Source organism: Streptococcus thalassemiae (assembly GCF_903645285.1).
Lineage (GTDB): Bacteria > Bacillota > Bacilli > Lactobacillales > Streptococcaceae > Streptococcus > Streptococcus thalassemiae.
In genome coordinates, this window is sequence record NZ_CAHJXN010000003.1 from 318,947 (window position 1) to 344,881 (window position 25,935).

Consider the following 25,935-nt stretch of genomic DNA (forward strand, 5'->3'; position numbering starts at 1 on the left):
AATATTGGAGGTATACATAAATGAAACTTTTGAAAAAAACTATGCAAGCTGGACTAACAGTAATTTTCTTTGGTTTGCTAGCTACGAATACAGTATTTGCAGATAACTCTGAAGGATGGCAGTTTGTCCAAGAAAACGGTAGAACCTATTACAAAAAGGGGGACCTCAAAGAAACGGACTGGCGAGTGATTGATGGGAAGACCTATTATTTTGATTATAATGGCGAAATGGTTGTTGGTTGGCAGTACATTCCAATGCCAGTTAAAGGATATACAATTGGTCCTTACCCTAATGGTATCAGATTAGAAGGTTCCCCAATGCCAGAATGGTACTACTTTGACGAAAATGGAGTGCTACAAGAGTTTGTTGGTTGGCAAGAATTAGAGCTAAAATATTCCTTAACCGTTGGGAAAAAACATGGTGAAGGCTGGGAAGGTCCCGAAGTTCTTAAATTAGCATACTACTACTTTGATCAAGATCATTATTTAAAGACAGGTTGGCTTTATGATCAATCTAACTGGTATTACCTAGCAAAAACAGGAAATTCTGGGAATAAGAATCTTGGTGGTGAAAGACGTGTAGGTTGGATAAATGATGGTTCAGCTTGGTACTATCTAGATTCAGAAACTGGTATCATGCAAACTGGTTGGAAGCAAATTGGCAATAAGTGGTACTACCTCCGTTCATCAGGAGCAATGGCAACTGGCTGGTATCAGGAAGGTACCACTTGGTATTATTTAGACCAGCCAAATGGCGATATGAAAACAGGTTGGCAAAACCTTGGTAACAAGTGGTACTACCTCCGTTCATCAGGAGCAATGGCAACTGGCTGGTATCAGGAAGGCTCAACTTGGTACTATCTAAATGCAAGTAATGGAGATATGAAAACAGGCTGGTTCCAAGTCAATGGTAAATGGTACTATGCGTATGGTTCAGGTGCTCTAGCTGTTAATACCACAGTAGATGGTTACTACGTAAACTATAATGGTGAGTGGGTTAAGTAACGAATGCTAATCGTAACTGTAGTTGATACTTAACTTAGTAAAAAGGGCTTTTTTCTACCATTTGTCAACTCTATCAATTTTTAAGAATTAAATGAGTCAAGACAGTAGCTATTCAGTATGTTTATCTACTGTAGTAGATTGAAGAAAAGCTAAGAATGAGAAAGGACGAAGTTAGTCCTTTCTTTTTTATGTGACTATACTTTCTATTCAAATGAGCTTTTAACCAATTGATTGAGCCAATCCACTCTTAAAACCAAAGAGCAATTTCTCGCTTAGCTGACTCTTCTGAATCTGAACCATGTACAACATTTTGGATAACCTCATTTTCTCCAGCAGCTTTTGCAAAATCACCTCGAATCGTTCCTGGTAAAGCTTCTTCTGGACGAGTTGCCCCCATCATGGTCCGCCAAGTTTCGATTACTTTGGGACCTGAAATGACACCCACAAGGACTGGGCCTGAAGTCATAAATTCACGAATCGGTGGGTAAAAACTTTGACCAACCAAGTTATGATAGTGCTGATCAATCAACTCTTCTGAAACCTGTGAACGCAACTCCAATTTTTCGATTGTCAATCCACGTTGTTCGATGCGTTTCAACACTTCACCCACTAGTCCTCTTTTTACACCATCTGGTTTAATGATAAAAAATGTTTGTTCCATACCTGTCTCCTTTATCAGCTTCTTTCTTTTATACTCTTCGAAAATCTCTTCAAACCACGTCAACGTCGCCTTGCCGTAGGTATATGTTACTGACTTCGTCAGTCTTATCTACAACCTCAAAGCAGTGCTTTGAGCTGACTTCGTCAGTTCTATCCACAACCTCAAAACAGTGTTTTGAGCTGACTTCGTCAGTTCTATCTACAACCTCAAAGCAGTGCTTTGAGCGACCTGCGGCTAGTTTCCTAGTTTGCTCTTTGATTTTCATTGAGTATTATTTTACCACATTTCATGGAAAAATGGAGAAAGTTTTCAGAAAAGAGAAAGAGAACCCGAAGGCTCTCTCATTCTCTCTTATTCTACTGTTTCTTCCACAGTTTCAACGGCAGTATCCACAACTACTTCTGTTGTTTCTTCATTTCCTTCTTCCTCTACTGGAGGATTAAGGTATTCTTCTTCGTTGATAGCATGTGGTTCAAGGTTACGGTAACGGGCCATACCAGTACCTGCTGGGATGATCTTACCGATGATAACATTTTCTTTAAGTCCAAGGAGATGGTCTTTCTTACCACGGATAGCTGCATCTGTAAGGACACGAGTTGTTTCCTGGAAGGAAGCCGCTGACAAGAAACTGTTGGTTTCAAGCGAGGCTTTGGTAATTCCCATAAGAACTGGGCGACCTGTCGCTGGAACTCCACCTGCGATAAGGACATCTTTGTTGGCATCTGTAAAGTCATTGATATCCATAAGGGTACCCATGAGAAGGTCTGTATCTCCTGGATCCATGACACGGACTTTACGGATCATTTGACGAACCATTACCTCGATGTGTTTGTCACCGATTTCTACCCCTTGGCTACGGTAAACTTTTTGTACTTCACCGAGAAGGTAAGTTTCAACTGACAAGACATCGCGAACTGCAAGGAGACGTTTTGGTTGGATAGAACCTTCTGTCAGAGCAGCACCACGCGCTACTTGGTCTCCAACTTCTACACGCATACGAGCTGTAAATGGAACGACATATTCACCTTCGCCAGTTTCACCCTTAACAAAGACTTTCTTGGTACGAGTTGATGCATCTTCTTCGATAGCTGTAACTTGTCCTTTAACCTCTGTGATAACCGCTTCCCCTTTAGGATTGCGAGCTTCAAAGATTTCTTGGACACGAGGAAGACCCTGAGTGATATCGGTATTTGAGGCAACCCCACCCGTGTGGAAGGTACGCATTGTAAGCTGTGTACCAGGTTCCCCGATAGATTGGGCAGCGATTGTACCTACTGCTTCACCAACTTCAACCGCATCACCAGTCGCCAAGTTGATACCATAACAGTGACGGCAGACACCATGACGAGTGTTACATGTAAATACAGAGCGGATAGTTACTTCTTCCACACCAGCGTTGACAATTTCACGCGCCTTGTCTTCTGTAATCAACTCATTTGGACCGATAATAACTGCACCAGTTTCTGGATGTTTAACAGTTTTCTTAGTGTAACGACCATTGAGACGTTCTTCTAGAGACTCGATCATCTCTTTTCCTTCTGCGATAGAACGGATCAAGAGACCACGGTCAGTTCCACAGTCGTCCTCACGGATGATAACGTCTTGGGCAACGTCAACCAAACGACGAGTCAAGTAACCTGAGTCGGCTGTCTTAAGGGCCGTATCGGTCATACCTTTACGCGCACCGTGAGTTGAGAAGAACATTTCGAGTACTGACAAACCTTCCCGGAAGTTTGAAAGGATTGGCAATTCCATGATACGTCCGTTCGGAGCAGCCATCAGACCACGCATCCCGGCAAGCTGTGAGAAGTTTGAGATGTTACCACGGGCTCCAGAGTCCATCATCATAACGATTGGGTTCTTAGGATCTTGGTTGGCAATCAAACGTTTCTCTAGTTTTTCACGGGCAGCACGCCATTCAGCTGTAACGGCATTGTAACGCTCGTCGTCTGTGATCATACCACGACGGAATTGTTTTGTGATTTGTTCTACACGTTTGTGTGATTCTTCAATGATTTCAGCCTTGTCATCAACGACTGGGATATCGGCAATACCCACTGTCAATCCTGCAAGAGTTGAATGGTGGTAACCGAGGTTCTTCATGCGGTCAAGTAGGGCAGAAGTTTCTGTCGTACGGAAACGTTTGAAGATTTCAGCGATGATATTTCCAAGGTTTTTCTTCTTGAATGGAGGGTTAAGTTCAAGATTGCTGATAGCTTCCTTGATATCTCCACCAAGTGGCAAGAAGTATTTAGCTGGAACGCCTTCTGTCAAGTTGGCATTGTTTGGTTCTTGCAAGTATGGTAGACCCTCTGGCATGATGTCGTTGAAGAGGATTTTACCAACTGTTGTAAGCAAGACCTTGTGTTTTTGCTCTTCTGTCCAAGGCTTGTTGAGGCTGTCAGTTGCAATACCAACACGTGAGTGGAGGTGAACATAACCATTACGGTAAGCCATAACCGCTTCGTCACGGTCTTTGAAGACCATTCCTTCACCTTCACGACCAGCTTCTTCCATGGTCAAGTAGTAGTTACCCAAAACCATGTCCTGAGATGGTGTAACAACTGGTTTACCATCTTTCGGGTTCAAGATGTGCTCAGCAGCGAGCATCAAGATACGAGCTTCTGCTTGAGCTTCTTCTGAAAGCGGTACGTGGATGGCCATTTGGTCCCCGTCAAAGTCGGCATTGTAGGCTTCACAGACAAGCGGGTGCAAGCGAAGGGCCTTACCATCAATCAAGACTGGCTCAAAGGCTTGGATCCCCAAACGGTGAAGGGTCGGTGCGCGGTTCAAAAGTACTGGGTGTTCTTTGATTACTTCTTCAAGGATATCCCAGATACGCTCATCTCCGCGTTCCACCAAGCGTTTAGCTGCTTTAACGTTTTGCACGATATCACGGGCAACGATTTCACGCATGACAAATGGTTTAAAGAGCTCGATCGCCATTTCACGTGGCACACCACATTGGTACATTTTAAGAGTTGGACCAACAGCGATAACGGAACGTCCTGAGAAGTCAACACGTTTACCGAGCAAGTTTTGACGGAAGCGTCCTTGTTTCCCTTTAAGCATGTGGCTCAATGATTTCAGTGGACGGCTACCTGGTCCTGTGATTGGACGACCACGACGACCATTGTCAATCAAAGCGTCAACCGCTTCTTGAAGCATACGCTTCTCATTTTGAACGATGATACCTGGTGCATTCAACTCAAGCAAACGAGCCAAACGGTTGTTACGGTTGATAACACGGCGGTAAAGGTCGTTCAAGTCAGATGAGGCAAAACGGCCACCATCTAACTGCAACATTGGACGAAGATCTGGTGGAATAACCGGAAGGATGTTGAGAATCATCCATTCAGGTTTGTTTCCAGACTTGTAAAAGGCATCCAAAACATCCAAACGACGGATGGCTTTGACACGTTTTTGTCCAGTAGCTGTTTTCAACTCTTCTTTGAGTTCAGCAATTTCTTTTTCAAGATCTACTTGTTTCAAAAGGTCTTGGATAGCTTCGGCACCCATCTTGGCAACGAATGATCCATAACCATATTCACGCAAGCGCTCACGGTATTCGCGCTCTGTCATGATAGACTTGTGCTCAAGTGGTGTATCCTTGGGATCAATCACCACATAAGCCGCAAAGTAGATAACTTCCTCGAGAGCACGAGGGCTCATATCAAGGGTCAAGCCCATACGGCTTGGAATTCCCTTGAAGTACCAGATGTGAGATACAGGAGCTTTCAACTCAATATGTCCCATACGCTCACGACGAACTTTTGTACGCGTTACTTCAACCCCACAACGGTCACAAACAATCCCTCTATAACGAATGCGTTTGTACTTACCACAAGCACATTCCCAGTCTTTTGTAGGTCCAAAAATCACTTCATCAAAGAGACCTTCACGTTCTGGTTTCAAGGTACGGTAATTGATTGTTTCAGGTTTTTTGACTTCTCCATAAGACCACGAACGGACTTTACTTGGAGAAGCTAGGGTGATTTGCATACTTTTAAAACGATTTACATCAACCACTATTTCTTCCCTTTCTATTCTAAGTGAGCTACTTATTCTTGTTCAGCAGCTTCTTCTGTTGCTTCCGCTTTTGTTGCTTTTTCAGCTTCTTCAGCTTCAAAGGCTGCTTTAGCCTCTTGTGCTGCTTTTTCGCGGGCTTTTTCAAGGTCATCTACGTGGATGACATCTTCGTCCATTCCTTCATCCAAGTCGCGAAGTTCCACTTCTTGGTCATCTTCGTCTAGGACACGCATGTCAAGACCAAGAGATTGCAATTCTTTGACAAGAACTCGGAAGGATTCTGGAACACCTGGTTTTGGAATTGGTTTTCCTTTTGTAATAGCTTCATAAGCTTTCAAACGTCCGTTGATATCGTCAGACTTGTAAGTCAAGATTTCTTGTAGGACATTTGACGCACCGTAGGCTTCAAGAGCCCAAACCTCCATCTCACCGAAACGTTGTCCACCAAACTGAGCTTTACCTCCGAGTGGTTGTTGGGTAACAGTTGAGTAAGGTCCGACTGAACGCGCGTGCAATTTATCATCAACCATGTGGTGGAGTTTGATCATGTACATGACTCCGACAGAAACACGGTTATCAAATGGTTCACCTGTACGTCCATCGTAAAGGATTGTTTTGGCATCGCTATCCATACCAGCTTCTTTAACAGTTGACCAAAGGTCTTCAGAACTTGCTCCGTCAAAGACCGGTGTTGCGATGTGAATACCAAGAGTACGAGCTGCCATACCAAGGTGGAGCTCCATAACCTGACCGATATTCATACGTGATGGCACCCCAAGTGGGTTCAACATGATGTCGACTGGAGTTCCGTCTGGAAGGTAAGGCATGTCTTCTACAGGAACGATACGAGAGACAACCCCTTTGTTTCCGTGACGTCCGGCCATCTTATCTCCGACCTTAATCTTACGTTTTTGAGCGATGTAGACGCGAACCAACATGTTAACACCTGATTGCAATTCATCTCCATTTGCACGTGTAAAGATCTTAACATCACGAACGACACCATCGGCACCGTGTGGTACACGAAGAGAAGTATCACGCACTTCACGAGATTTATCTCCGAAGATAGCGTGCAAGAGACGTTCTTCAGCTGAAAGATCTTTCTCACCCTTAGGTGTTACTTTACCTACAAGGATATCGCCTTCTTTAACTTCAGCACCGATACGGATAATCCCCATTTCGTCAAGGTCTTTAAGGGCGTCTTCCCCAACATTTGGAATTTCGCGAGTGATTTCTTCAGGCCCAAGCTTTGTATCGCGTGTTTCTGATTCGTATTCTTCAAGGTGGACAGACGTATAGACATCGTCTTTGACCAAGCGTTCACTCATGATAACAGCATCCTCAAAGTTGTAACCTTCCCAAGTCATGTAGGCAACGATTGGGTTTTGTCCAAGCGCCATTTCTCCATTTTCCATAGAAGGTCCGTCAGCGATGAAATTGCCTTTTTCAACGACATCGCCAACTTTTACGAGAGTGCGTTGGTTGTAGGCAGTACCTGAGTTTGAGCGACGGAATTTTTGGATGTGGTAAACGTCCAATGAACCATCTTCACGACGAACTTCTACCTTGTCAGCATCTGCATAGGTAACTTTACCGTCATACTGAGCAATCACAGCAGCTCCTGAATCGTGGGCTGCTTGGTATTCCATACCAGTACCAACATAAGGTGCCTGAGGATTGATCAATGGCACAGCCTGACGTTGCATGTTGGCTCCCATGAGGGCACGGTTGGAGTCATCGTTTTCCAAGAAAGGAATACATGCTGTCGCAACGGCAACTACCTGTTTTGGTGAAACGTCCATGTAGTCAACAATATTCGCTGGATACTCTTGGTTGACCCCTTGGTGACGTCCCATGACAATCTTCTCAGCAAAGGTTCCATCTTCATTCAGACGAGAGTTAGCCTGTGCTACAGTAAATTCATCTTCTTCATCGGCTGTCAACCAAACGATTTCGTTCGTGACAATACCTGTTTCACGGTCAACTTTACGGTATGGTGTTTGAACAAAACCATATTTGTTCAAGTGTCCGTATGATGACAAGTTATTGATCAAACCAATGTTAGGTCCTTCAGGTGTCTCGATTGGACACATACGACCGTAGTGAGTGTAGTGCACGTCACGTACTTCATATCCAGCACGGTCACGTGTCAAACCACCAGGTCCCAAGGCTGACAAACGGCGTTTGTGAGACAACTCAGAAAGCGGATTGTGTTGGTCCATGAACTGTGACAACTGTGATGAACCAAAGAATTCTTTAACCGCAGCTGTTACAGGACGGATATTGATGATTTGTTGTGGTGTCAAGACTTCGTTGTCCTGAACAGACATACGTTCACGGACATTACGTTCCATACGAGAAAGTCCAAGGCGTACTTGGTTGGCAAGCAATTCACCAACTGCACGGATACGACGGTTCCCAAGGTGGTCGATATCATCTACACGGCCAAGTCCTTCAGCCAAGTTGAGGAAGTAGCTCATCTCAGCAAGGATATCTGCAGGAGTCACCGTACGAACCTTGTCATCTGGGTTAGCATTACCAATAATCGTTACGACACGGTCTGGATCAGTTGGTGCAACAACCTTGAATTTTTGAAGAACAACTGGCTCAGTCACAACCGCTGCATCATTTGGAATGTAGACAATCTTGTTCAAGTCTCCATCCAAATGGCTTTCAATACTTTCAATCACGCTACGAGTCATGATTGTGCCAGCTTCTACCAAGATTTCTCCAGTTTCAGGATCTACCAATGGCTCAGCAATAGTTTGGTTAAGCAAACGTGTTTTAACATTGAGTTTTTTATTGATTTTGTAACGACCAACAGCTGCCAAGTCATAGCGACGTGGGTCAAAGAAACGAGCCACAAGCAAGCTACGTGAGCTTTCAGCTGTCTTAGGCTCACCTGGACGAAGGCGTTCGTAGATTTCTTTCAAAGCTTCGTCTGTACGAGAATCCATTGGGTTCTTGTGGATATCTTTTTCAACAGTGTTGCGAACCAATTCGCTATCACCAAAAATATCAAAGATTTCATCATCACCTGAGAAACCAAGCGCACGAACCAAGGTTGTAAATGGAATCTTACGAGTACGGTCGATACGAGTATAAGCGATGTCTTTTGAGTCGCTTTCAAGTTCCAACCAAGCTCCACGGTTAGGGATAACAGTTGAACCGTAGCCCACTTTACCATTTTTATCAACTTTATCGTTAAAGTAAACACCTGGTGAGCGAACCAACTGCGAAACGATGATACGTTCACCACCATTGATAATGAAAGTACCCATTTCTGTCATGATTGGGAAATCACCAAAGAAAACTTCTTGAGTTTTGATTTCGCCTGTTTCTTTATTGATCAAGCGGAAGGTTACAAAAATTGGTGCTGAGTAGCTAGCATCGTGGATACGAGCTTCTTCTAGCGTGTATTTTGGTTCCTTGATTTCATATCCAACAAATTCCAACTCCATCGTATCTGTGAAGTTTGAAATTGGCAATACATCTTCAAACACTTCCTTCAGACCATGGTCTAGGAAATCTTTGAATGAGTCAGTTTGAATTTCAATCAAATTTGGTAAGTCAAGAACTTCTTTGATTCTTGAAAAACTACGACGGGTACGATGTTTCCCGTATTGAACGTCATGTCCTGCCAAGATGATTCTCCTTTGTAAATAAGTTCCAAGCCTTGTCAATCAGGCTTTCTAATCGTCATATGGTTGTAAAACCCTTATCACCGTGTCCCCTTGACGAATTTTCAGAATCTTTAAGTCTGTGTTACAAGTGCTCAAAATCCTGAAAAAAAGCACAAAAAGAGCAGCTAAATCTGACTTTTTCAGAAGATTTAACTGCTGTGAGCCTTGTCTGGACAATATTTCAGACAAAACCTACGACAAATGATTATTTATATTGTACCCTAATTAGCTAGATTTTTCAAGGGGATTCAGTAGGTTTTTGGTAATTTTTTTCCATAGAAAACTTGGCATCACATTCGAATCACACTATGGTACAAAAAACTGAAAAAGCTATTGACTGAAAATCATTTTCAAGGTATAATAAGAAACGTTAAGGCGGTATAGCCAAGTGGTAAGGCACGGCTCTGCAAAAGCTTGATCGTCGGTTCAAATCCGTCTACCGCCTTCTATAACTTGATTTATCAGGTTTCAAATGAACAGAAAGCCCAATTTGAAGGGCTTTTTTATTTTTCTTCTGATAAATACGGATAATTTTAAAAAACTTTTGGGGCAAAGTTCTTCCCATGACATAATTCCCTCATGAAATCAACTGAAAAAAGCTTCGTCACGCCTGGTGACAAAAGCCTCTAGTTTACTCTGTTTCTTCTTCTATTTCGACTTCGGTAATTTGGACTTTTACCTTGGTAACACGTCCATTTTTCACTTTATCATTGGTTAAAATAAGCTGTTTGTTTTGACTAACTAATTCATAGCTGAGTTTCTCAGTCGTTGGAATGGTCCCAACTCCTGTCAAATAATAACCAGCGATGGTATCAACGTCATCACTTGCCAGTTCGACATCAAAGTAATTATTGAAATCATTGAGGGTCATAGTTCCTTGAACAATGTAGGTATCCTCGCCAATCTGATGAACATCTATTGCTGCTTTGTCCGTTTCATCATCAATTTCACCAACAATTTCCTCTAAGAGGTCTTCCAAAGTCACCAAACCAGCCATACCACCGTATTCATCCAGCAAGATTGCCATTTGTCTTTGGGTATTGCGCAATTCTTTTAGCAAGTCATCCACAAAAATAGTTTCAGGTACAAAAAGTGGATCTTGTAAGATTTTCTTCCAAACAATATTATCAAAACCGTCCACAAAACCAGCCTTAAGGAGACTCTTGGTGTGAATGATGCCAATCACGTTATCCTTATCCCCATCATAAACCGGGATACGAGAATAATTTTGTTTTAAAATACTTTGGATAATGGCTTGACTATCATCCTGAATATCCACCATAAAGGCATCCGTTCGAGGAACCATAACCTCTCGCGCCATCAGTTCATCGAGCGAAAAGACACCTTGTAGCATCTCAATCTCATCAGCATCCAATGTTTCTTCACTATTTGTCAGCATATAGGCAATTTCATCACGGGTCATTTTTTCATCCGCATCATCGAATGACATAGGAGTCAAATGGCTCAAGAAATTGGTCGAAGCAGCTAAAAGCCAAACAAAAGGACTGACTAGTTTTCCGATCCCAATGATAACCGGCGCTGTACGAATTGCCAAGGCATCCTTTAGATTAAGAGCGATTCTCTTAGGATATAATTCCCCAAAAACGATGGAAATATAGGTCAAAAATGCCAAGGATAGAAAAGTTGCCACGGCTTGTGCTGTTTCGCCATTCCCAAGCCAAGAGGCAATCACACGTCCTAGAGTATCAGCTAAACTCGCCCCTGATAAGATTGTAATCAGGGTGATTCCTACCTGAATGGTTGATAAAAAGTGGTTAGAATTTTCTAGTACCTTCAGCAGGCGGATGTAGCGTCTGTCTCCTTCTTCCGCCTTTTGTTCAACCCGCGCACGATTAAGAGAAACCATGGCCATTTCTGTGGCTGAGAAAAAGGCATTTAATACCGTCAAGATAAACAATAAAACAAATTGTAGCAACAAATTCTGACTACTTGGGTCTTCCATAGTTCTTCTCCTAAAATAGTATCTTGTCACTTATTATATCACAAAAATTAGCTCAGTACATATTATTTTTTCTCAGTGTCTATTCTAGTTCTACTTAAATTGTCCAAAAAAGAACTCCTATATCCATAAGTGACATAGGAGTTTATTTTGTATTTTACTGAGTAACAGTGACTTCTCCAGTTCGGTAATCCAGTTGAAGCCCTTTTTGAACATTGGGAACTAGAACATTGAATTCCAATTCTCCATCTGAAGACTTGGCTTCAATCTGTGAAGCTGAGGGAACTAAATCTTCGTTTGAAGCGTAGTAAAGGGTTACACGGTAACGGACACGCTTGTTTTGATCCAAGGCTTTACGCACCTTGCTTTCATAGTAGTTTTGACCAGTCGAATCCTCGGCTTGTGCCTGATTTGCCCAGGCTGTCTGAACAGCAATGTTTTTAGGATTGCTTGTCGAGGCATCAAAACCATCCAAGCCACCGATTAAGGCATAGCCTAACAAATGACCTCTATCGACCGCATGGGTATAAGTACCCTTTAGATTCTTAACCTGATGCCAACCTGGAGGAATCCAAGAAGTTGAACCATTCCCAGTTTCTTCACGATTCTTGTACTGACGAGTGGCCTTAGACAAGAGGGCATTAGCTACGGTTGGAACGGTTTCCTTGCCCACTGTCTTTGTTTTATTATCAGCGTAGGGCTTACTTGAAACCTTGGCATTTAGGTTTGTTTTATTACCATTGACGATAAAAGCACCCGATCCGTTCCACTCCAGACTCCCTTTTATTTGGCTTTTGACTACATCTGTTAAGACACTTTCCGCCAATTCTTGACTAGGCGCGTCTGGTGATTGACTTTTCTGACTTATTTTTGTCTTAGCAGCCTGATTGCCTAGTTCATTCTGCTTAATATAATAGCTCCCCGCAGATAAGATCAATAACACTAGCAAGCCAATCAGTGTCTGTCTTGTTTTTTTGTTCATATTTCTCCTTATCTTTGGAAAAAGACTGGTCTCCCAGCCTAATTTCCTGTAAATTTATGAATCAATTCCTGCCATTTTGCTGGAGACAGGATAGCCCACGGATCTTGACCCTTGCCCAAGATTCCATAACCGACCATTAAACCGATTCCTAGGGCTAAAACACCTAAAATCAGTACTATGATGACTAAAAGTAAACGCTTGATTACGTAGCTTGATTTCTTATTCATCTTCATCACTTGCCTCAATCCGCTGAATCTTAGCACCTAGCTGCGCCAACTTCTCATGGAAACGGTAGTAACCTCTATCCAAGTGGACTAATTTACCAACCACAGTTTCTCCTTGCGCTACCAAACCTGTCAAAATCAAGGCTGCACTGGCACGAAGGTCAGTAGAAAGAACTTCTGCCCCCTGCAAAGGTTGACCACCAACAATACGAGCTGTATCACGGATAATCTCAGAATGCAAGCCCATGCGGCGCATTTCTTCTAGGTGTTGGAAACGATTTTCGAAAACTGTCTCCACCATGGTTGATTCTCCTTTTGCGACTGTCATCAAGGCTGTAAATTGAGCCTGCATATCTGTTGGAAATCCTGGGTGGGGCAAGGTTTTCACATGGACAGCTTTTAGATTTTCTAGTTGAGAGCGAACTCGAATTCCCTCAGTCTCCTCTGTCACTTCCACTCCCATTTCAAGCAACTTGGCAATCAAGGGACGGTTGTGCTCCCAAACAGCGTCTCGAATCAAGACATCACCACCAGTCATGGCAGCAGCTACCATAAAGGTTCCTGCTTCGATACGGTCTTGGACTACATTGTGAGTCGTACCATAAAGTTTCTCAACACCAGTAATGGTAATGGTCTCTGTACCAGCACCTTTGACTTTGGCTCCCATTTCATTAAGGAGAATGGCTAGGTCAACAATCTCAGGCTCACGCGCAGCATTTTCAATCACTGTGATCCCATCAGCCAGAGTCGCTGCCATCATCAAGTTCTGCGTAGCACCAACACTTGGAAAGTCCATATAGATATGGGCACCATGTAAGCGATCAGCCTTGGCTTCGATATAACCAGCAGTCTGGCTAATCTTTGCCCCCATAGCTTCCAGACCTTTCAAATGAAGATCGATAGGGCGACTACCAATCGTACAACCACCTGGCATGGATACCTTGGCATGACCCACACGGGCAAGGATTGGCCCTAATACAACGATGGAGGCGCGCATCTTGCTGACATACTTGTAAGGGGCTTCCTCAGTGATGTCGCCAGTAGCATCCACCTCAACAAGATGGGCCTCCTCATCAAAGTCAACCTTGGCATTCAAACCACCAACCACCTGATTCATAATAAAGACATCCGACAAGATCGGTACATTCTGTAAGACTGTCTTTCCTTCACTTGCTAGAATAGTCGCTGCCAACAAGGGCAAGACTGCATTCTTTGCTCCTTCGATGGTTACACTTCCTACCAGACGATTATCGCCACCTTGAACCACAATTTTGTCCATACTCGTTTCCTTTACATTTGATTTTATAATAATCCTCTAAGCGCTTCTTGCCACAACTGATATAGGCCGATAAAGAAAGAACTCATGATATAGCCCATGACAATGCTGAAAAAGGCTACTAGTAAACGAACTTTTCCTGTATTCTCAGTTGTCACTTTTAAAACCTTTTCCCATCTAACAAGATTCTTTAAAAGGTAAAAACTCACATAAATAAAGAGCATGTGACTGCTTAGAGTGAATAATAATTGAACCATTTGACTATTATACCATCTTCTCTGTTTGTGCGCTAGTTTGGAAACTTCACTTAAAAACTAGGGATTGTTTTTCAAGTAATCAATTGCATCTTGTAGGGTTTTAACAGGCACGATTTTCATATCTGTCTTGATTGTTTTGGCTGCTTCTAGGGCTGTTTGGTAGTTGTTTTTTGCATCCGGGTGTGCTTTTTGTTCTTCTTCGCTAACAGGATTATCAGGGGCAAAGAAAATAGCGGCACCTGCTCTAGCCGAAGCTACAACCTTCTTGTCAATACCACCAATATCTCCCACATTGCCATCACGGTCAATGGTACCTGTACCGGCAACAATACGACCATTACGAAGACCTGGGTGAGCTATTTGAGTATAGATAGCTAGACTAAACATGAGACCAGCACTTGGGCCGCCAATACCAGCTGTTGAAAAGCTAATTGGGACATTGCTGATTACCTCTGTACGATCAATCAAGCCGATTCCAATCCCATTTTTTCCATTTTCCAAGCTGATAATCTTTCCTTCTGCAGACTTGGTTTGCCCATCCTCTTCATAGGTCACCTTGACGGAGTCCCCTAATTTTTGAGAACTAACGTAATCAATCAAGTCTTTGGAACTATCAAAGGTCTGATCATTGACTGCTGTGACCGTATCAGAGATATTGAGAATCCCTTTAAAGGTTGAATTATCCGTCACATTCAAGACATAAACCCCAAAATACTTGAGTTCGATATCCTTACCAGCTGTTTTTAGACCTTGATACTTGGCCATATTTTGCGATGTTTGCATGTAGAATTGATTGATCCGCATAAATTCAACATCGGAAGTTCCACCTGTGGTCTCCCGGGCACTACGAATATCTGTAAAAGGCGTCAACCAAGCATAAACCATATGGGCTAAAGTGGCATGCTGGACACCAACCGTAACGAATTGATAGGCACCAGCCGCCTGATCTTCTGTGTCATTTACTTTAAGGACTTGGCGAATATCTTCCGAACCACCTGGAACCTCTATATAGTAGGGCAAAGGCACTACAAATGCCAAGAAGGTCACAATCAAGGCCGCAATGACATATAAGGGCCATCTAATCTTTTTTTTCATTTCTTATTTCCTCCAAAATACTCTCAGGAACATAGCAGGCAATATCCTGACCAAATTTCAAAAGCTCTCTAACGCCTGATGAACTGATATAGAGATGTTCAGGTCGACTATGTAAATAAATAGTCTCTATATCAGGAGACAGTTGATGGTTGTAGTAATCAAAACTGGCTTCATATTGCAAATCCGACGCATTCCTCAAACCTCTCACTAGGCAAGTAGCCCCCAGTCTTTTCGCAACATCAACCACCAATTCATCATGAGAAGACACAACTGCAACATTTTCCAAATGTTTCAAAGCCGTTTCTAGTCCCCGTTTACGCTTTTCGATAGGGAGAAACCCTTGTTTGTGGGGATTAAAAAAAATACCGACATAGAGCTTATCAAAAAGTTTGCTCGCCCGTTCAATTATATCCAGATGCCCATTTGTCATCGGATCAAATGAGCCTGTGAATAATCCAATCTTATCTGACATAGACTGTCACCTTACTAATTCCATAAATTTTTTCCTTCCAGATGCCCAGGCAGGCAATTTCTTCTGGAAGTTCAACGGCTTTATCCGTCTCACACACGACCATGACATCTTCAGAAAAAAGCTCCCTCTCAGCCATTTTTTCAATATCTGCTACGATTTGTTCCTTGGCATAAGGAGGGTCTAAGAAAATGAGATCGAATTCCCCAGATACCTGTTCCAATGCCCTTTCTGCATCCATCTTGAGGAGTTGAAATTTTCCAACTTCCTTGGTCATCTGAATATTTTCAGCCACGATAGCCTGAGCCTTACGGTCTCGTTCCACCAAAACAGCGCTGGACATGCCACGCGATACTGCCTCGATAGATAAACCACCACTACCTGCATAAAGGTCCAAGACTCGTCCCCCTTCAAAGTAGGGACCAATCATGTTAAAAATAGCTCCCCTAACCTTATCTGAAGTAGGTCTTGTCGTCTTGCCTTCTAGTGTCTTGAGGGGACGTCCCCCATAGATTCCTGATACGATTTTCATACCGTTTATTATACCAAATTATAGACAAAAAGAGAAAGAAGAGGCTGGCTAGTACTAAATTCGAGGATAAAATTCAGAAAATCTGTCTATAATAAAACGCATAACATCAACCTTTACTGAACTGATATTATGCGTTTTTATCATTTTGAAACTTTTAAAATCCTTATCTACAAAATATTTTCGTAAGTATCGCGGACTTCTTGAGGCCAAACACTTGTTTGCACTTCTCCGATGTGTTTCTTGCGAAGTAGAAACATAGCCATCCGAGATTGTCCAATTCCCCCACCGATTGTCAATGGGAATAGGCCGTTCAACAAAGCCTTGTGCCATTCCAATTCTAAGCGGTCTTCATCACCTGTGATGGCAACCTGACGGCGAAGCGTTTCTTCATCTACACGAATCCCCATAGAAGACAACTCAAAGGCTCCACCTAAAGACTCATTCCAAACAAGAATATCGCCATTTAGACCCTTGTAGCCATTTTCAGACTCGCTTGTCCAGTCATCGTAGTCTGGTGCACGTCCATCGTGCGGTTTACCGTCTGGTAATTCACCACCGATACCAATCAAGAAAACAGCACCAAATTCTTTACAGATAGCATTTTCACGCTCTTTCGGTGTCAAGTCTGGGTAGCGTTCTACCAACTCTTCTGTGTGGATGAAAGTAATCTGTTTTGGCAAGATAGATTCGATGTCATAGCGAGCTTCAACAGCTAGCTCTGTCAGGCGAATAGCCTTGTAAATCTTCTCAACTGTTTCTTTTAGATAAGCGATGTTACGCTTACCATTTGGGATAACCTTCTCCCAGTCCCACTGGTCAACATAAACAGAGTGAGTCGCATCCAGCGAGTCTTCGTCTGGACGAAGGGCCTTCATGTGGACGAAAAGACCTTCACCCTCACCGAAACCAAAACGAGCCAAGGTATGGCGTTTCCATTTAGCAAGGGAGTGCACCACTTCATAAGTAGCGTCAGGGATTTGGAGAACCTTGACCGATACGGCATTCTCAACACCTGATAAGTTGTCCTGCATCCCGTCACCGACCCTACTCAAGATAGGACCTTGAACTTCGACGACTTCTAGCTTGTCTTTCAAATACTGGGTAAAAGTGTTTTTGACAAAAGAAATTTCTTCTTGTTGATGGATAAAACTTTTCTTCATAAACTACTCCTCAAAAATTAGTTAAAAGCATTATACACCTATTTCCAAGAAAAGAAAAGAGAAAATTTAAAAAAATCAGTGTCACTCAAAACACTGATTTCATAGACCTTCTAGTCATTGCGACCGAAGATCCGTAAAATACTTAGGAAGAGATTGATAAAATCAAGATAGATACTGAGAGCCATTGACACAACCCAGCCTGTCGCTACACGACCTTGTGATTGTTCATAAGCAAGGCGAATCTTTTGGTTATCCCAAGCAATCAACCCTGAGAAAACCAAAACCATGGCTACGCTAATCATATAATCAAAGAAACCACTAGCCAAGAAAATATTGACTATCATAGCAATCAGCAAACCGATGAGAGCTGCCATCATAGCCCGACCAAGACCACTCAAGTCTTTCTTGGTGAAGATACCAACTGCCGCCATGACAAAGAAGAGAAGGGCGCTCGATACAAAGGCAGATAAAACTGTACCCGGAGTATAGAAGGCCACCACAAAACTGAGGGTAAAGCCGTTTAATACTGAGTAAAGTAAAAATACTGGAAGAGCCGCTGGACTATTCTTTGAAGCCATACTGCTGGCAACGAAAACCAAGGCCAACTCTGCAAAGGTTGCAATGGTCAACCAGAGACGTCCCTGCATCAAAAAGTAAACTAACTGAGATTGAAAGACCGTCAACATAAGACCTGATACTAAAGCGGATAGTCCAATCCCCAGACCAACAAAGGCATAAACCTTAGCGTAAAATTGATTGAGACCTGCGCGGTTATGAATAATAGTGTGATTCATCCTTTTCTCCTTTTCTATGAACATCTTTCCTTGATTATAACAAAAAAAGTTAAAATTAGCTTAAATGGAAGATCAAAATACCGGCCGCAACGGCAACATTCAAACTCTCCGCCTGCCCCTTCATACTAATGTGAACCAACTGGTCTACACTTTCAGCCATGAGGGGACTAATTCCTTGACCTTCATTTCCCATGACTAGTACAAAATTTTCTATAGGAGGCAGTTCTCTGTAATCAACAGAATCTTTAGATAGGGTTGTGGCTAGCACTGGGATACCAGCCTTTTTAGCTTCCTCAAGAAGACTTTGACTAGACATCCGGTAAATAGGCAGATGAAAATGACTGCCTTGCATGGAACGTAAGGTCTTAAGACTGTAGATATCTGCCGACTTTTCTGAAACAATCACTCCAGTAAAACCTGCTGCATCCGCAGTTCGAATGATAGTTCCCACATTACCAGGATCTTGCACATCTTCCAAAAACAAGAACTTGCCCTGACTAAAGTCAGCTTGTCCTACTTCTTCTTTTTGAACCACCGCAACGATTCCCTGTGGAGTCTGAGAATCCGCTAAATCTAGCAAAATATCCTCTGACACCCAGACAGTTTGCGGAAAAGCAGCTAACTGATCTCGGTAATTTTCTAGGGCAAAGATTTTCTCAATCGTCACTCCAGCTTGAACAGCTTCTTCAAACAAGTGCCAGCCTTCAATCAAATAGGAAGACTTGCGGTATTTTTTTTGGTGTAATTTCTTGGCATTTTTTACCACAGAATTGGCTTTTGAGGTTATAATAGTCATAGAAATATTATAACACAATCAAAGGGGTTTGGTATGCAAAAGGTTAGAATGATTGCCCAAGGCAGGGTACAAGGAGTCGGCTTTCGTTGGGGTGTTTACAGCTTGGCACTTGAAATTGGTGGTATCACAGGTCGGGTATGGAATAACGACGATGGCACAGTGGAAATCTTAGCCCAAGCAGACTCATCTGCTATCATGGCAAAATTTATCCAAGAAATCCGCAAAGGACCCACACCTTTTTCAAAAGTAAGCTACTTAGATGTCAAACTGAGCAACTTTCCTCCTTACCCTGACTTTAAAATCGCAAATTAAGTCTCTAGAACTATTGTATATTTTGTAAAAAAACAGTAGAATAGAAAGGTATAATTTTTAAAGAAGGAATAAAAACAGTGAAATCTATTAAACGTTTTGCACTCTCGGCTATGGGAGTGGCTATGTTGCTTGTCTTGACTGGCTGTGTCAATGTCGATAAAACCACAGGTCAGCCAACAGGATTTATTTGGAATACGATCGGAGCGCCTATGGCTGAAGCCATCAAGTACTTCGCTACTGATAAAGGTCTAGGCTTCGGTGTCGCTATCATTATCGTAACCATTATCGTACGCTTGATTATCTTGCCACTTGGTATCTACCAATCATGGAAGGCAACACTTCACTCTGAAAAGATGAACGCCCTCAAGCACGTCCTTGAGCCACACCAAACGCGTCTCAAAGAAGCGACTACTCAAGAAGAAAAACTCGAAGCCCAACAAGCTCTCTTTGCTGCTCAAAAAGAGCACGGCATCAGCATGTTTGGTGGTGTAGGATGTTTCCCTATCCTCCTTCAAATGCCTTTCTTCTCTGCTATCTACTTTGCTGCCCAGCATACTGAAGGGGTTGCTCAAGCAAGCTACCTAGGCATTCCTCTAGGTTCTCCAAGTATGATTTTGGTTGCCTGCGCTGGTGTCCTTTACTATCTTCAATCGCTCCTTTCACTTCACGGAGTAGAAGATGAAATGCAAAGAGAACAAATCAAGAAAATGATTTACATGAGCCCACTCATGATTGTCGTCTTCTCCCTCTTCTCACCAGCTAGTGTCACACTTTACTGGGTTGTCGGTGGTTTCATGATGATTCTCCAACAGTTTATCGTCAACTATATCGTTCGGCCAAAACTTCGCAAAAAAGTCCGTGAAGAACTAGCCAAGAACCCACCAAAAGCAAGTGCTTTCTCTACACCAAGTGGACGAAAAGACGTTACTCCTGAACAACCAACTGCTATCACAAGCAAGAAAAAACACAAAAATCGCAACGCTGGAAAACAACGTTCGAGATAAGAAGAAAAAGGCTTAGCTGGTTTGCTAAGTCTTTTTGCAAGTCATACTCTTCGAAAATCTCTTCAAACCACGTCAGCTTCGCCTTGCCGTACTCAAGTACAGCCTGCGGCTAGCTTCCTAGTTTGCTCTTTGATTTTCATTGAGTATCAAAAGCCCGATGTTCCCATCAGGCTTCTTTTTTATCCATGCACACGTTTCATATAGTCTTGGTAACTTTCGGTATCCATGAGTTTTTTAGCGTTCTTGACGCGATCTGCTGTTGGTGGTTTGACTCCTTCGAGGGAATAAGGAATTCCCAATTCACGCCATTTGAACTCACCCATGGTATGATAAGGTAGAATTTCAAACTTATCAACATTTTTGAGGGTCTTGACGAACTTACCAAGTTCAATCAAGTCATCATCTCTATCTGTCAATCCCGGAACTAGCACGTGGCGAATCCAGACAGGTTTTCCAATATCTGATAGATACTGGGCACAGGCCAAGATATTTTTATTGGTTTGGCTAGTAACAATCTTGTGCTGTTCTTCGTTGATTTCCTTGATATCCAAAAGAACCAAGTCAGTGACAGCCATGAGTTTGTCAAACTTCTCAAGGTAACGTGGTTTATTACGGAAAGGCAGAGCACAGGTATCCAAGGTACAGTGGATTCCTTGTTCCTTAGCCTTGGTGAAAAGGGCAATCAGGAAATCAATCTGCAAGAGGGCTTCTCCTCCACTGACTGTAATCCCACCCTTATTTCCCCAGAAACCGCGATAACGCAAGGCTTCTGTCAAGACATCATCTACCGTCCGTTCACGTGACTTATTAGACTCCATAGCCCAAGTGTCCGGGTTGTGGCAATACTGGCAACGCATGTGACAGCCCTGCAAAAAGACAATAAAGCGAATACCAGGCCCATCTACTGACCCAAAGCTTTCTGTCGAATGCACCATTCCTGTCACTTGTCCATAATCAATTGTTTCTTCAGACATATCGTTACCTTCCTTGAAAACGTTTTATAGTTTTATTATATCACGACTTGAAGGAAAAACAAGGTTTTTGCCTATTTTTTAGAAAGCAAGCTGTTTTTCAATTTCATTTTCAATCTATTCTCAGATTATTCTTCAAAATCAAAACCATACAAGGTTGCAAAGTAGTCCTCAGGGCGCTCTGCACGGCGGATTTGACGGGCTTTACCTTCTTCGGTATAGAGGATTTCCGCAGAACGAAGTTTGGCGTTGTACTGGTAACCCATTGAAAAACCGTGAGCACCTGTATCATGAATGACCAGCAAATCACCGATTTCTGTATGAGGCAGTTCGCGATTGACTGCAAATTTATCATTGTTTTCACAGAGTGAACCAACCACATCTACCACTTCAGCTGGTCCATCTGGATGGGTCACGTTAGTAATATGGTGGTAGGCACCGTACATAGCTGGACGCATGAGATTGACTGCTGATGCATCCACACCTAGATAGGTACGGTAGGTTTCCTTCTTATGAGTCACTCTTGTAACCAAAACACCGTGAGGGGCTAGCATAAAACGACCCAACTCAGTAAAAATTTTAACCTGACCAAGACCTGCTGGCGTAAGAACCTCTTCATACACCTTACGAACCCCCTCGCCAATCAAGACGATATTATTCGGCTTCTGGTCTGGACGATAATTGACACCAATGCCGCCAGAAAGATTGATAAAGTCTAGCGAAATGCCCAACTTTTCCTTGATTTCAACAGCCAATTCAAAAAGTTGACGAGCCAACTCTGGATAATAGAGATGGATCACGGTATTGGACGCTAGGAAGGAGTGAATCCCAAAAGTCTTGGCTCCTTTTTGCTTCAAGATGGCAAAAGCTTCAAAGAGCTGATCCTTGGTCATGCCAAACTTGGCTTCTCCAGGATTGTCCATGATGTCTGTCCCCAGTTCAAAAACGCCTCCAGGATTGTAACGACAAGAGATAATTTCTGGAATGCCTGCTGCACGCTCCAGATGTTCAATATCTTCAAAGGCATCCAAGTTAATGGTCGCACCCAATTCACGCGCATAGGCATATTCCTTGTCTGGCGTGTTGTTTGAAGAGAACATAATCTCAGAACCGGGGAAATCCAGTTTATGGCTCATTAAAAGCTCTACATAACTAGAGCAGTCCACACCACAGCCTTCCTCTTGGAGAATTTTCAAGATAGCTGGGGTTGGAGTAGCCTTAACTGCAAAATATTCCTTAAAGCCCTTGTTCCACGAAAAGGCTTGGTTGACGGCTCTTGCCTTCTCACGAATCCCCTTCTCATCATATAAGTGAAAGGGAGTTGGGAACTCGGCAACAATCTTTTCTAAATCTTCTTTATTGATAAATGGTGTTTTCATAAGCTTCCTTCTATTCTATTTGCAAAGAAAGGCTGGGACAATCGTTCCAACCTTTAGTTCTATCTCTTATTTATCTTCGTCAAAGATATTGCCAACCTCAACATCGATGGCTTGATTCTTAACATCAATATTGGTTACCTTCAAGAGTGACTTGTAATCAAACTGCTTTTCACGTTCTTCTTGGGCATTATCCGCAAAAACCGCTACACCTGCCAATTCTGAGTCGAACTCGCGCAAGAGACTAATCATCCCGTTGACCGTTCCGCCACCTTTCAAGAAGTCATCCACAATCAAGACACGGCTGCCTGCCTTGAGACTACGTTTTGAAAGGAACATTTTCTCAATGCGGTCACCACTTGAACCTGAAACATAGTTGACGCTGACTGTTGAACCTTCGGTAATTTTCAAGTCACGGCGCACAATAACAAAGGGAACATTGAGGACATTGGCAACTGCATTTGCAAGCGGCACACCCTTAGTCGCTACTGTCATAACCGCGTCAATTTTTTGATCCATAAAGCTCTTGGCAATAATGCGACCAATATTTTTCAAGATAGCTGGTGTGCTGAGCAAATCAGACAGGTAGATATAGCCACCTGGCAAGATACGATCACTTTCTGACAACTTGGCACGCAAGTCCTCGACCATTTCCTTGGCATCATGACTTGAGATTGATGGTGTGAAAATGACACCACCACCAGCACCAGTTACTGTCTGGATATGACCAATTTCGATTTCCTCAAAGGCGCGTTTGATAATCACGATATCCTCTGAGATGGATGATTTAGCAGATTCATACTTTTCAGCAAAAGTATTGAGACTAGTTAGTTTATAAGGATGATTAATCAAATAGTTGGAAATGACAACCATCCGATCACTTCTTCTTAATTTCATTTCTATTTCCTATTCCATTTTTATTCAAAAAATCAAAAAGCAAACTAGAAAGCTGGTCGCTGGTGGTTCAAAACACTGTTTTGAGATTGTCGATAGAATTGACAAATCATTTAATATACCTGCATATATACATACGACAAGGCGATACTACCCTAGTTTGAAGAGATTTTCGAAGAGTATTCATTTTTGTCTTTTACTTATTATACCATATTTACATAAAAAACGAACATTCTTATCCTAAAAAATGCTCATTTTTCTTAAATTGTTAATCTAAATCTGGTTTATAGAAGGAACGATTATCCATAGCGAAGATTTTATTGGTCATCTCTCCTTTATCCACCAAAGCCAGAGCTGTTGACATCATCATCATGCTGGCATCCAGATTGTCAATCATATGGATAATCTCTGCTTCCATAATGCGTGGACGGACTGGACTTCCATACTCAAGTAAGCCGTGGTGACTAAGGATGACGTGACGAAGCAAAACGACTTCTTCCTTGGTATCATCGATGCCTAGCTCCATAACCGTCTTGGTAATTTCGCTATCAATCAGAGCGATATGTCCAAGAAGATTACCTCGCACTGTGTACTCTGTCTGGTCTGGTCCCGTCAACTCGATGACCTTAGCCAAGTCGTGCAGCATAATCCCCGCATAGAGCAGGCTCTTATTGAGCTGAGGATAGATCTCGCTAATGGCATCGGCCAAGCGCACCATGGTCGCCGTATGATAGGCCAATCCCGTTTCAAAGGCATGGTGGTTGGTCTTGGCAGCTGGATAAGAATAGAATTCCTTATCATACTTGGTGTATAGATTTCGGACAATTCGTTGCCAGACAGGATTTTCTATTTTGAAAATCATCTGAATCATATACTCTCGGATTTCCTTAACATCAACTGGTGACTTGACCTTGAAATCAGCTGGGTCATTGGGTTCACCAGTTTGAGGCAGGCGGAGAGTGATTTGATTGACCTGTGGAGTGTTGTTATAAACTTCTCGGCGCCCTTTCATGTAGACAACCCTACCTGCGGTAAAGGCCTCAATGTTATGAGGTTGGGCATCCCAGAGCTTCCCCTCAATCTCGCCACTATCATCTTGGAAGGTAAAGGCTAGGTAGTTTTTCCCAGCTCGAGTTTGCCTCAGGTCAGCTGATTTGATTAAGTAAAAACCTTCAAACAGCTCATCTTTTTTCATGTGACTAATCTTCATATTCTTCCTCATTTTCTTGGAAATGGAGTAGATCAAGCGCAGGCTCACCTTCTGACAACTCAATGTGACGGAGCGTCCGCTCGATAGCTATGGTACGACGGTTTAATAATTCATCAATATTGCCAGAGGCATGTTGGAGATGCTTTTGTGCCTTGACCAGAATACCACCAAACTTGCCAAACTCGGTCTTGACACTGGCAAGAGTCTTACTGATATGGTCGGCACTCTTTTGGATATTGAGAGTTTTGAATCCAACTGATAGGGAATTGAGGAGAGCTGACAGGGTACTTGGCCCTGCGACAATAATCTGCTCCTCCCGTCTCAAATCATCAAAGAAGACCGGATTTCGGACAATTTCTGAGTAGAGACCTTCTGTTGGAACAAACAAGACTCCAAAATTGGTCGTCCGAGGTGGTGCTATGTACTTGTTCCTGATATCCTTGGCAAAGCGCTTGACGCTTGCTAAAAGCGATTTACGACAGCGTTCGATCTCGTCCTTGTCACCAGCTTCATAGGCTTCTTCCAAGCGGTAATAATCTGCCAGTGGAAACTTGGAGTCAATCGGTAAGTAGACATATTCCAGGTCACCCTGTCCAGGCAGCTTGATGGCATACTCCACTCGTTCACTGGAGTTTTCAACCGTTGCATATTCTCGTTCGTACTGGGCAGGTGTCATGATGTCTTCGATGATTTGCCCCAGTTGCAATTCTCCAAGAATCCCTCGCGTCTTGGTTCCAGAGAGAACCTTGTTGAGGGTTCCGACATCGCGGGCAACTGTCTGCATTTCTCCAAGGCCACGATTGACCGACTCCAGTTGTTTGGAAACTGTCTCAAAGGAAGCCTGCAAGCGCGTCTGCAAGGTCTTTTCTAGTTTTTCCTCGACTGTTTGGCGCATTTGTTCCAAACGTTGCTCATTTGATTCCTGCAAGGCTTGGAGACGTTGGTCAGTCTTGTCTCTGGTTTGGAGGAGATTCTCTGTCATTTCTTGACGGACTTGCGTTAGACCTTGGTGCAATTCGATTCTCACTTCTTGCAAACGGTCACTGACAGCTACTTCCAAGTCTTTTTGATCTAACTGGCTGGCTTGTCTGGCTTGTTCAAAGCGATAATCCAACTGGTCTGACAAATGATCTGCCTGATCCTCCAAGTTCTTGCTGAGATGTTTTTCCTGTTTATCCTGCCTTTGCCAAATCAGAAAGAGTCCAGCTAGGTTGGCAATCAATAATAGAACAAGTAAACTTTCCAT

Annotated in this window: 23 protein-coding genes and 1 tRNA gene; 4 read left to right on the plus strand and 20 right to left on the minus strand. The window is 42.9% G+C overall.

Translation table 11 applies throughout. The features are described 5' to 3' along the window. Positions 1 to 20: 20 nt before the first annotated feature. The gene (gene cbpJ, locus HWX15_RS06715) at positions 21 to 1,004 is read left to right on the plus strand and encodes a choline-binding protein CbpJ (protein ID WP_175880626.1); all 984 of its coding nucleotides are present in this window, start codon (positions 21 to 23) and stop codon (positions 1,002 to 1,004) included. Between the two features lie 247 nt (positions 1,005 to 1,251). On the opposite strand, the gene ndk is transcribed toward cbpJ, so the two are convergent. From ndk to rpoB, 4 genes are all read right to left on the minus strand, one after another. Then, the gene (ndk, locus tag HWX15_RS06720; RefSeq protein WP_050074513.1) at positions 1,252 to 1,665 is read right to left on the minus strand and encodes a nucleoside-diphosphate kinase; all 414 of its coding nucleotides are present in this window, start codon (positions 1,663 to 1,665) and stop codon (positions 1,252 to 1,254) included. 49 nt (positions 1,666 to 1,714) lie between these two features. Further along, positions 1,715 to 1,930, minus strand: coding sequence for a hypothetical protein (locus HWX15_RS09970; RefSeq protein ID WP_254867353.1), 216 nt, complete (start codon positions 1,928 to 1,930; stop codon positions 1,715 to 1,717). A gap of 86 nt (positions 1,931 to 2,016) precedes the next feature. Next, positions 2,017 to 5,694, minus strand: a complete 3,678-nt coding sequence (gene rpoC / locus HWX15_RS06730; RefSeq protein ID WP_000228746.1) for a DNA-directed RNA polymerase subunit beta' — start codon at positions 5,692 to 5,694, stop codon at positions 2,017 to 2,019. Between the two features lie 32 nt (positions 5,695 to 5,726). Beyond that, positions 5,727 to 9,338 (minus strand): DNA-directed RNA polymerase subunit beta, encoded by a 3,612-nt coding sequence (gene rpoB / locus HWX15_RS06735; RefSeq protein WP_175880627.1) that lies wholly within the window; start codon positions 9,336 to 9,338, stop codon positions 5,727 to 5,729. Between the two features lie 413 nt (positions 9,339 to 9,751). Here rpoB and HWX15_RS06740 point away from each other — a divergent pair. Next, positions 9,752 to 9,822, plus strand: a tRNA-Cys gene (locus HWX15_RS06740). 186 nt (positions 9,823 to 10,008) lie between these two features. On the opposite strand, the gene HWX15_RS06745 is transcribed toward HWX15_RS06740, so the two are convergent. From HWX15_RS06745 to HWX15_RS06795, 11 genes are all read right to left on the minus strand, one after another. After that, positions 10,009 to 11,340: a hemolysin family protein gene (locus tag HWX15_RS06745; protein ID WP_175880628.1), complete on the minus strand. Its 1,332-nt coding sequence runs from the start codon at positions 11,338 to 11,340 to the stop codon at positions 10,009 to 10,011. Between the two features lie 154 nt (positions 11,341 to 11,494). Next, complete coding sequence (locus tag HWX15_RS06750) at positions 11,495 to 12,319, minus strand: DNA/RNA non-specific endonuclease (protein ID WP_175880629.1); 825 nt, start codon at positions 12,317 to 12,319, stop codon at positions 11,495 to 11,497. Positions 12,320 to 12,357: 38 nt separating this feature from the next. Further along, positions 12,358 to 12,546, minus strand: coding sequence for a DNA-directed RNA polymerase subunit beta (locus HWX15_RS06755; RefSeq protein ID WP_050234055.1), 189 nt, complete (start codon positions 12,544 to 12,546; stop codon positions 12,358 to 12,360). After that, positions 12,539 to 13,822, minus strand: a complete 1,284-nt coding sequence (gene murA, locus HWX15_RS06760; protein WP_175880630.1) for a UDP-N-acetylglucosamine 1-carboxyvinyltransferase — start codon at positions 13,820 to 13,822, stop codon at positions 12,539 to 12,541. The genes HWX15_RS06755 and murA overlap by 8 nt, the downstream gene beginning before the upstream one ends. A gap of 23 nt (positions 13,823 to 13,845) precedes the next feature. Continuing rightward, entirely contained in the window at positions 13,846 to 14,076 is a 231-nt protein-coding gene (locus tag HWX15_RS06765; protein WP_078156193.1) for a DUF1146 family protein, read from the minus strand. Positions 14,077 to 14,133: 57 nt separating this feature from the next. Beyond that, the gene (locus tag HWX15_RS06770; protein WP_175880631.1) at positions 14,134 to 15,171 is read right to left on the minus strand and encodes a SepM family pheromone-processing serine protease; all 1,038 of its coding nucleotides are present in this window, start codon (positions 15,169 to 15,171) and stop codon (positions 14,134 to 14,136) included. Next, positions 15,155 to 15,643, minus strand: coding sequence for a pantetheine-phosphate adenylyltransferase (gene coaD / locus HWX15_RS06775; protein WP_175880632.1), 489 nt, complete (start codon positions 15,641 to 15,643; stop codon positions 15,155 to 15,157). The genes HWX15_RS06770 and coaD overlap by 17 nt, the downstream gene beginning before the upstream one ends. Further along, positions 15,633 to 16,172 (minus strand): 16S rRNA (guanine(966)-N(2))-methyltransferase RsmD, encoded by a 540-nt coding sequence (gene rsmD, locus HWX15_RS06780; RefSeq protein WP_000706954.1) that lies wholly within the window; start codon positions 16,170 to 16,172, stop codon positions 15,633 to 15,635. The genes coaD and rsmD overlap by 11 nt, the downstream gene beginning before the upstream one ends. A gap of 167 nt (positions 16,173 to 16,339) precedes the next feature. Continuing rightward, positions 16,340 to 17,332: an aspartate--ammonia ligase gene (asnA, locus tag HWX15_RS06785; protein ID WP_000748003.1), complete on the minus strand. Its 993-nt coding sequence runs from the start codon at positions 17,330 to 17,332 to the stop codon at positions 16,340 to 16,342. Positions 17,333 to 17,442: 110 nt separating this feature from the next. Continuing rightward, on the minus strand, positions 17,443 to 18,126 hold the full coding sequence (locus HWX15_RS06790; RefSeq protein WP_175880633.1) for a Bax inhibitor-1/YccA family protein: 684 nt from the start codon (positions 18,124 to 18,126) through the stop codon (positions 17,443 to 17,445). A 55-nt stretch (positions 18,127 to 18,181) separates the two neighbouring features. Next, positions 18,182 to 18,922: a TrmH family RNA methyltransferase gene (locus HWX15_RS06795; RefSeq protein WP_175880634.1), complete on the minus strand. Its 741-nt coding sequence runs from the start codon at positions 18,920 to 18,922 to the stop codon at positions 18,182 to 18,184. Positions 18,923 to 18,955: 33 nt separating this feature from the next. Here HWX15_RS06795 and HWX15_RS06800 point away from each other — a divergent pair, with 33 nt between their 5' ends. Next, positions 18,956 to 19,234, plus strand: a complete 279-nt coding sequence (locus tag HWX15_RS06800) for an acylphosphatase (protein WP_001174612.1) — start codon at positions 18,956 to 18,958, stop codon at positions 19,232 to 19,234. 77 nt (positions 19,235 to 19,311) lie between these two features. Beyond that, positions 19,312 to 20,238 carry a membrane protein insertase YidC gene (gene yidC / locus HWX15_RS06805; protein ID WP_000835956.1) on the plus strand — a complete coding sequence of 309 codons (927 nt, stop codon included), beginning with the start codon at positions 19,312 to 19,314 and terminating at the stop codon, positions 20,236 to 20,238. A 179-nt stretch (positions 20,239 to 20,417) separates the two neighbouring features. On the opposite strand, the gene pflA is transcribed toward yidC, so the two are convergent. From pflA to HWX15_RS06830, 5 genes are all read right to left on the minus strand, one after another. Then, positions 20,418 to 21,212: a pyruvate formate-lyase-activating protein gene (gene pflA, locus HWX15_RS06810; protein WP_001288288.1), complete on the minus strand. Its 795-nt coding sequence runs from the start codon at positions 21,210 to 21,212 to the stop codon at positions 20,418 to 20,420. Positions 21,213 to 21,337: 125 nt separating this feature from the next. Beyond that, positions 21,338 to 22,588: a diaminopimelate decarboxylase gene (locus HWX15_RS06815; protein ID WP_175880635.1), complete on the minus strand. Its 1,251-nt coding sequence runs from the start codon at positions 22,586 to 22,588 to the stop codon at positions 21,338 to 21,340. 66 nt (positions 22,589 to 22,654) lie between these two features. After that, on the minus strand, positions 22,655 to 23,482 hold the full coding sequence (purR, locus tag HWX15_RS06820) for a pur operon repressor (RefSeq protein ID WP_001825276.1): 828 nt from the start codon (positions 23,480 to 23,482) through the stop codon (positions 22,655 to 22,657). A 265-nt stretch (positions 23,483 to 23,747) separates the two neighbouring features. Further along, complete coding sequence (locus HWX15_RS06825; RefSeq protein ID WP_175880636.1) at positions 23,748 to 24,689, minus strand: 3'-5' exoribonuclease YhaM family protein; 942 nt, start codon at positions 24,687 to 24,689, stop codon at positions 23,748 to 23,750. Continuing rightward, positions 24,679 to 25,935 (minus strand): DNA recombination protein RmuC, encoded by a 1,257-nt coding sequence (locus HWX15_RS06830; protein WP_175880637.1) that lies wholly within the window; start codon positions 25,933 to 25,935, stop codon positions 24,679 to 24,681. The genes HWX15_RS06825 and HWX15_RS06830 overlap by 11 nt, the downstream gene beginning before the upstream one ends.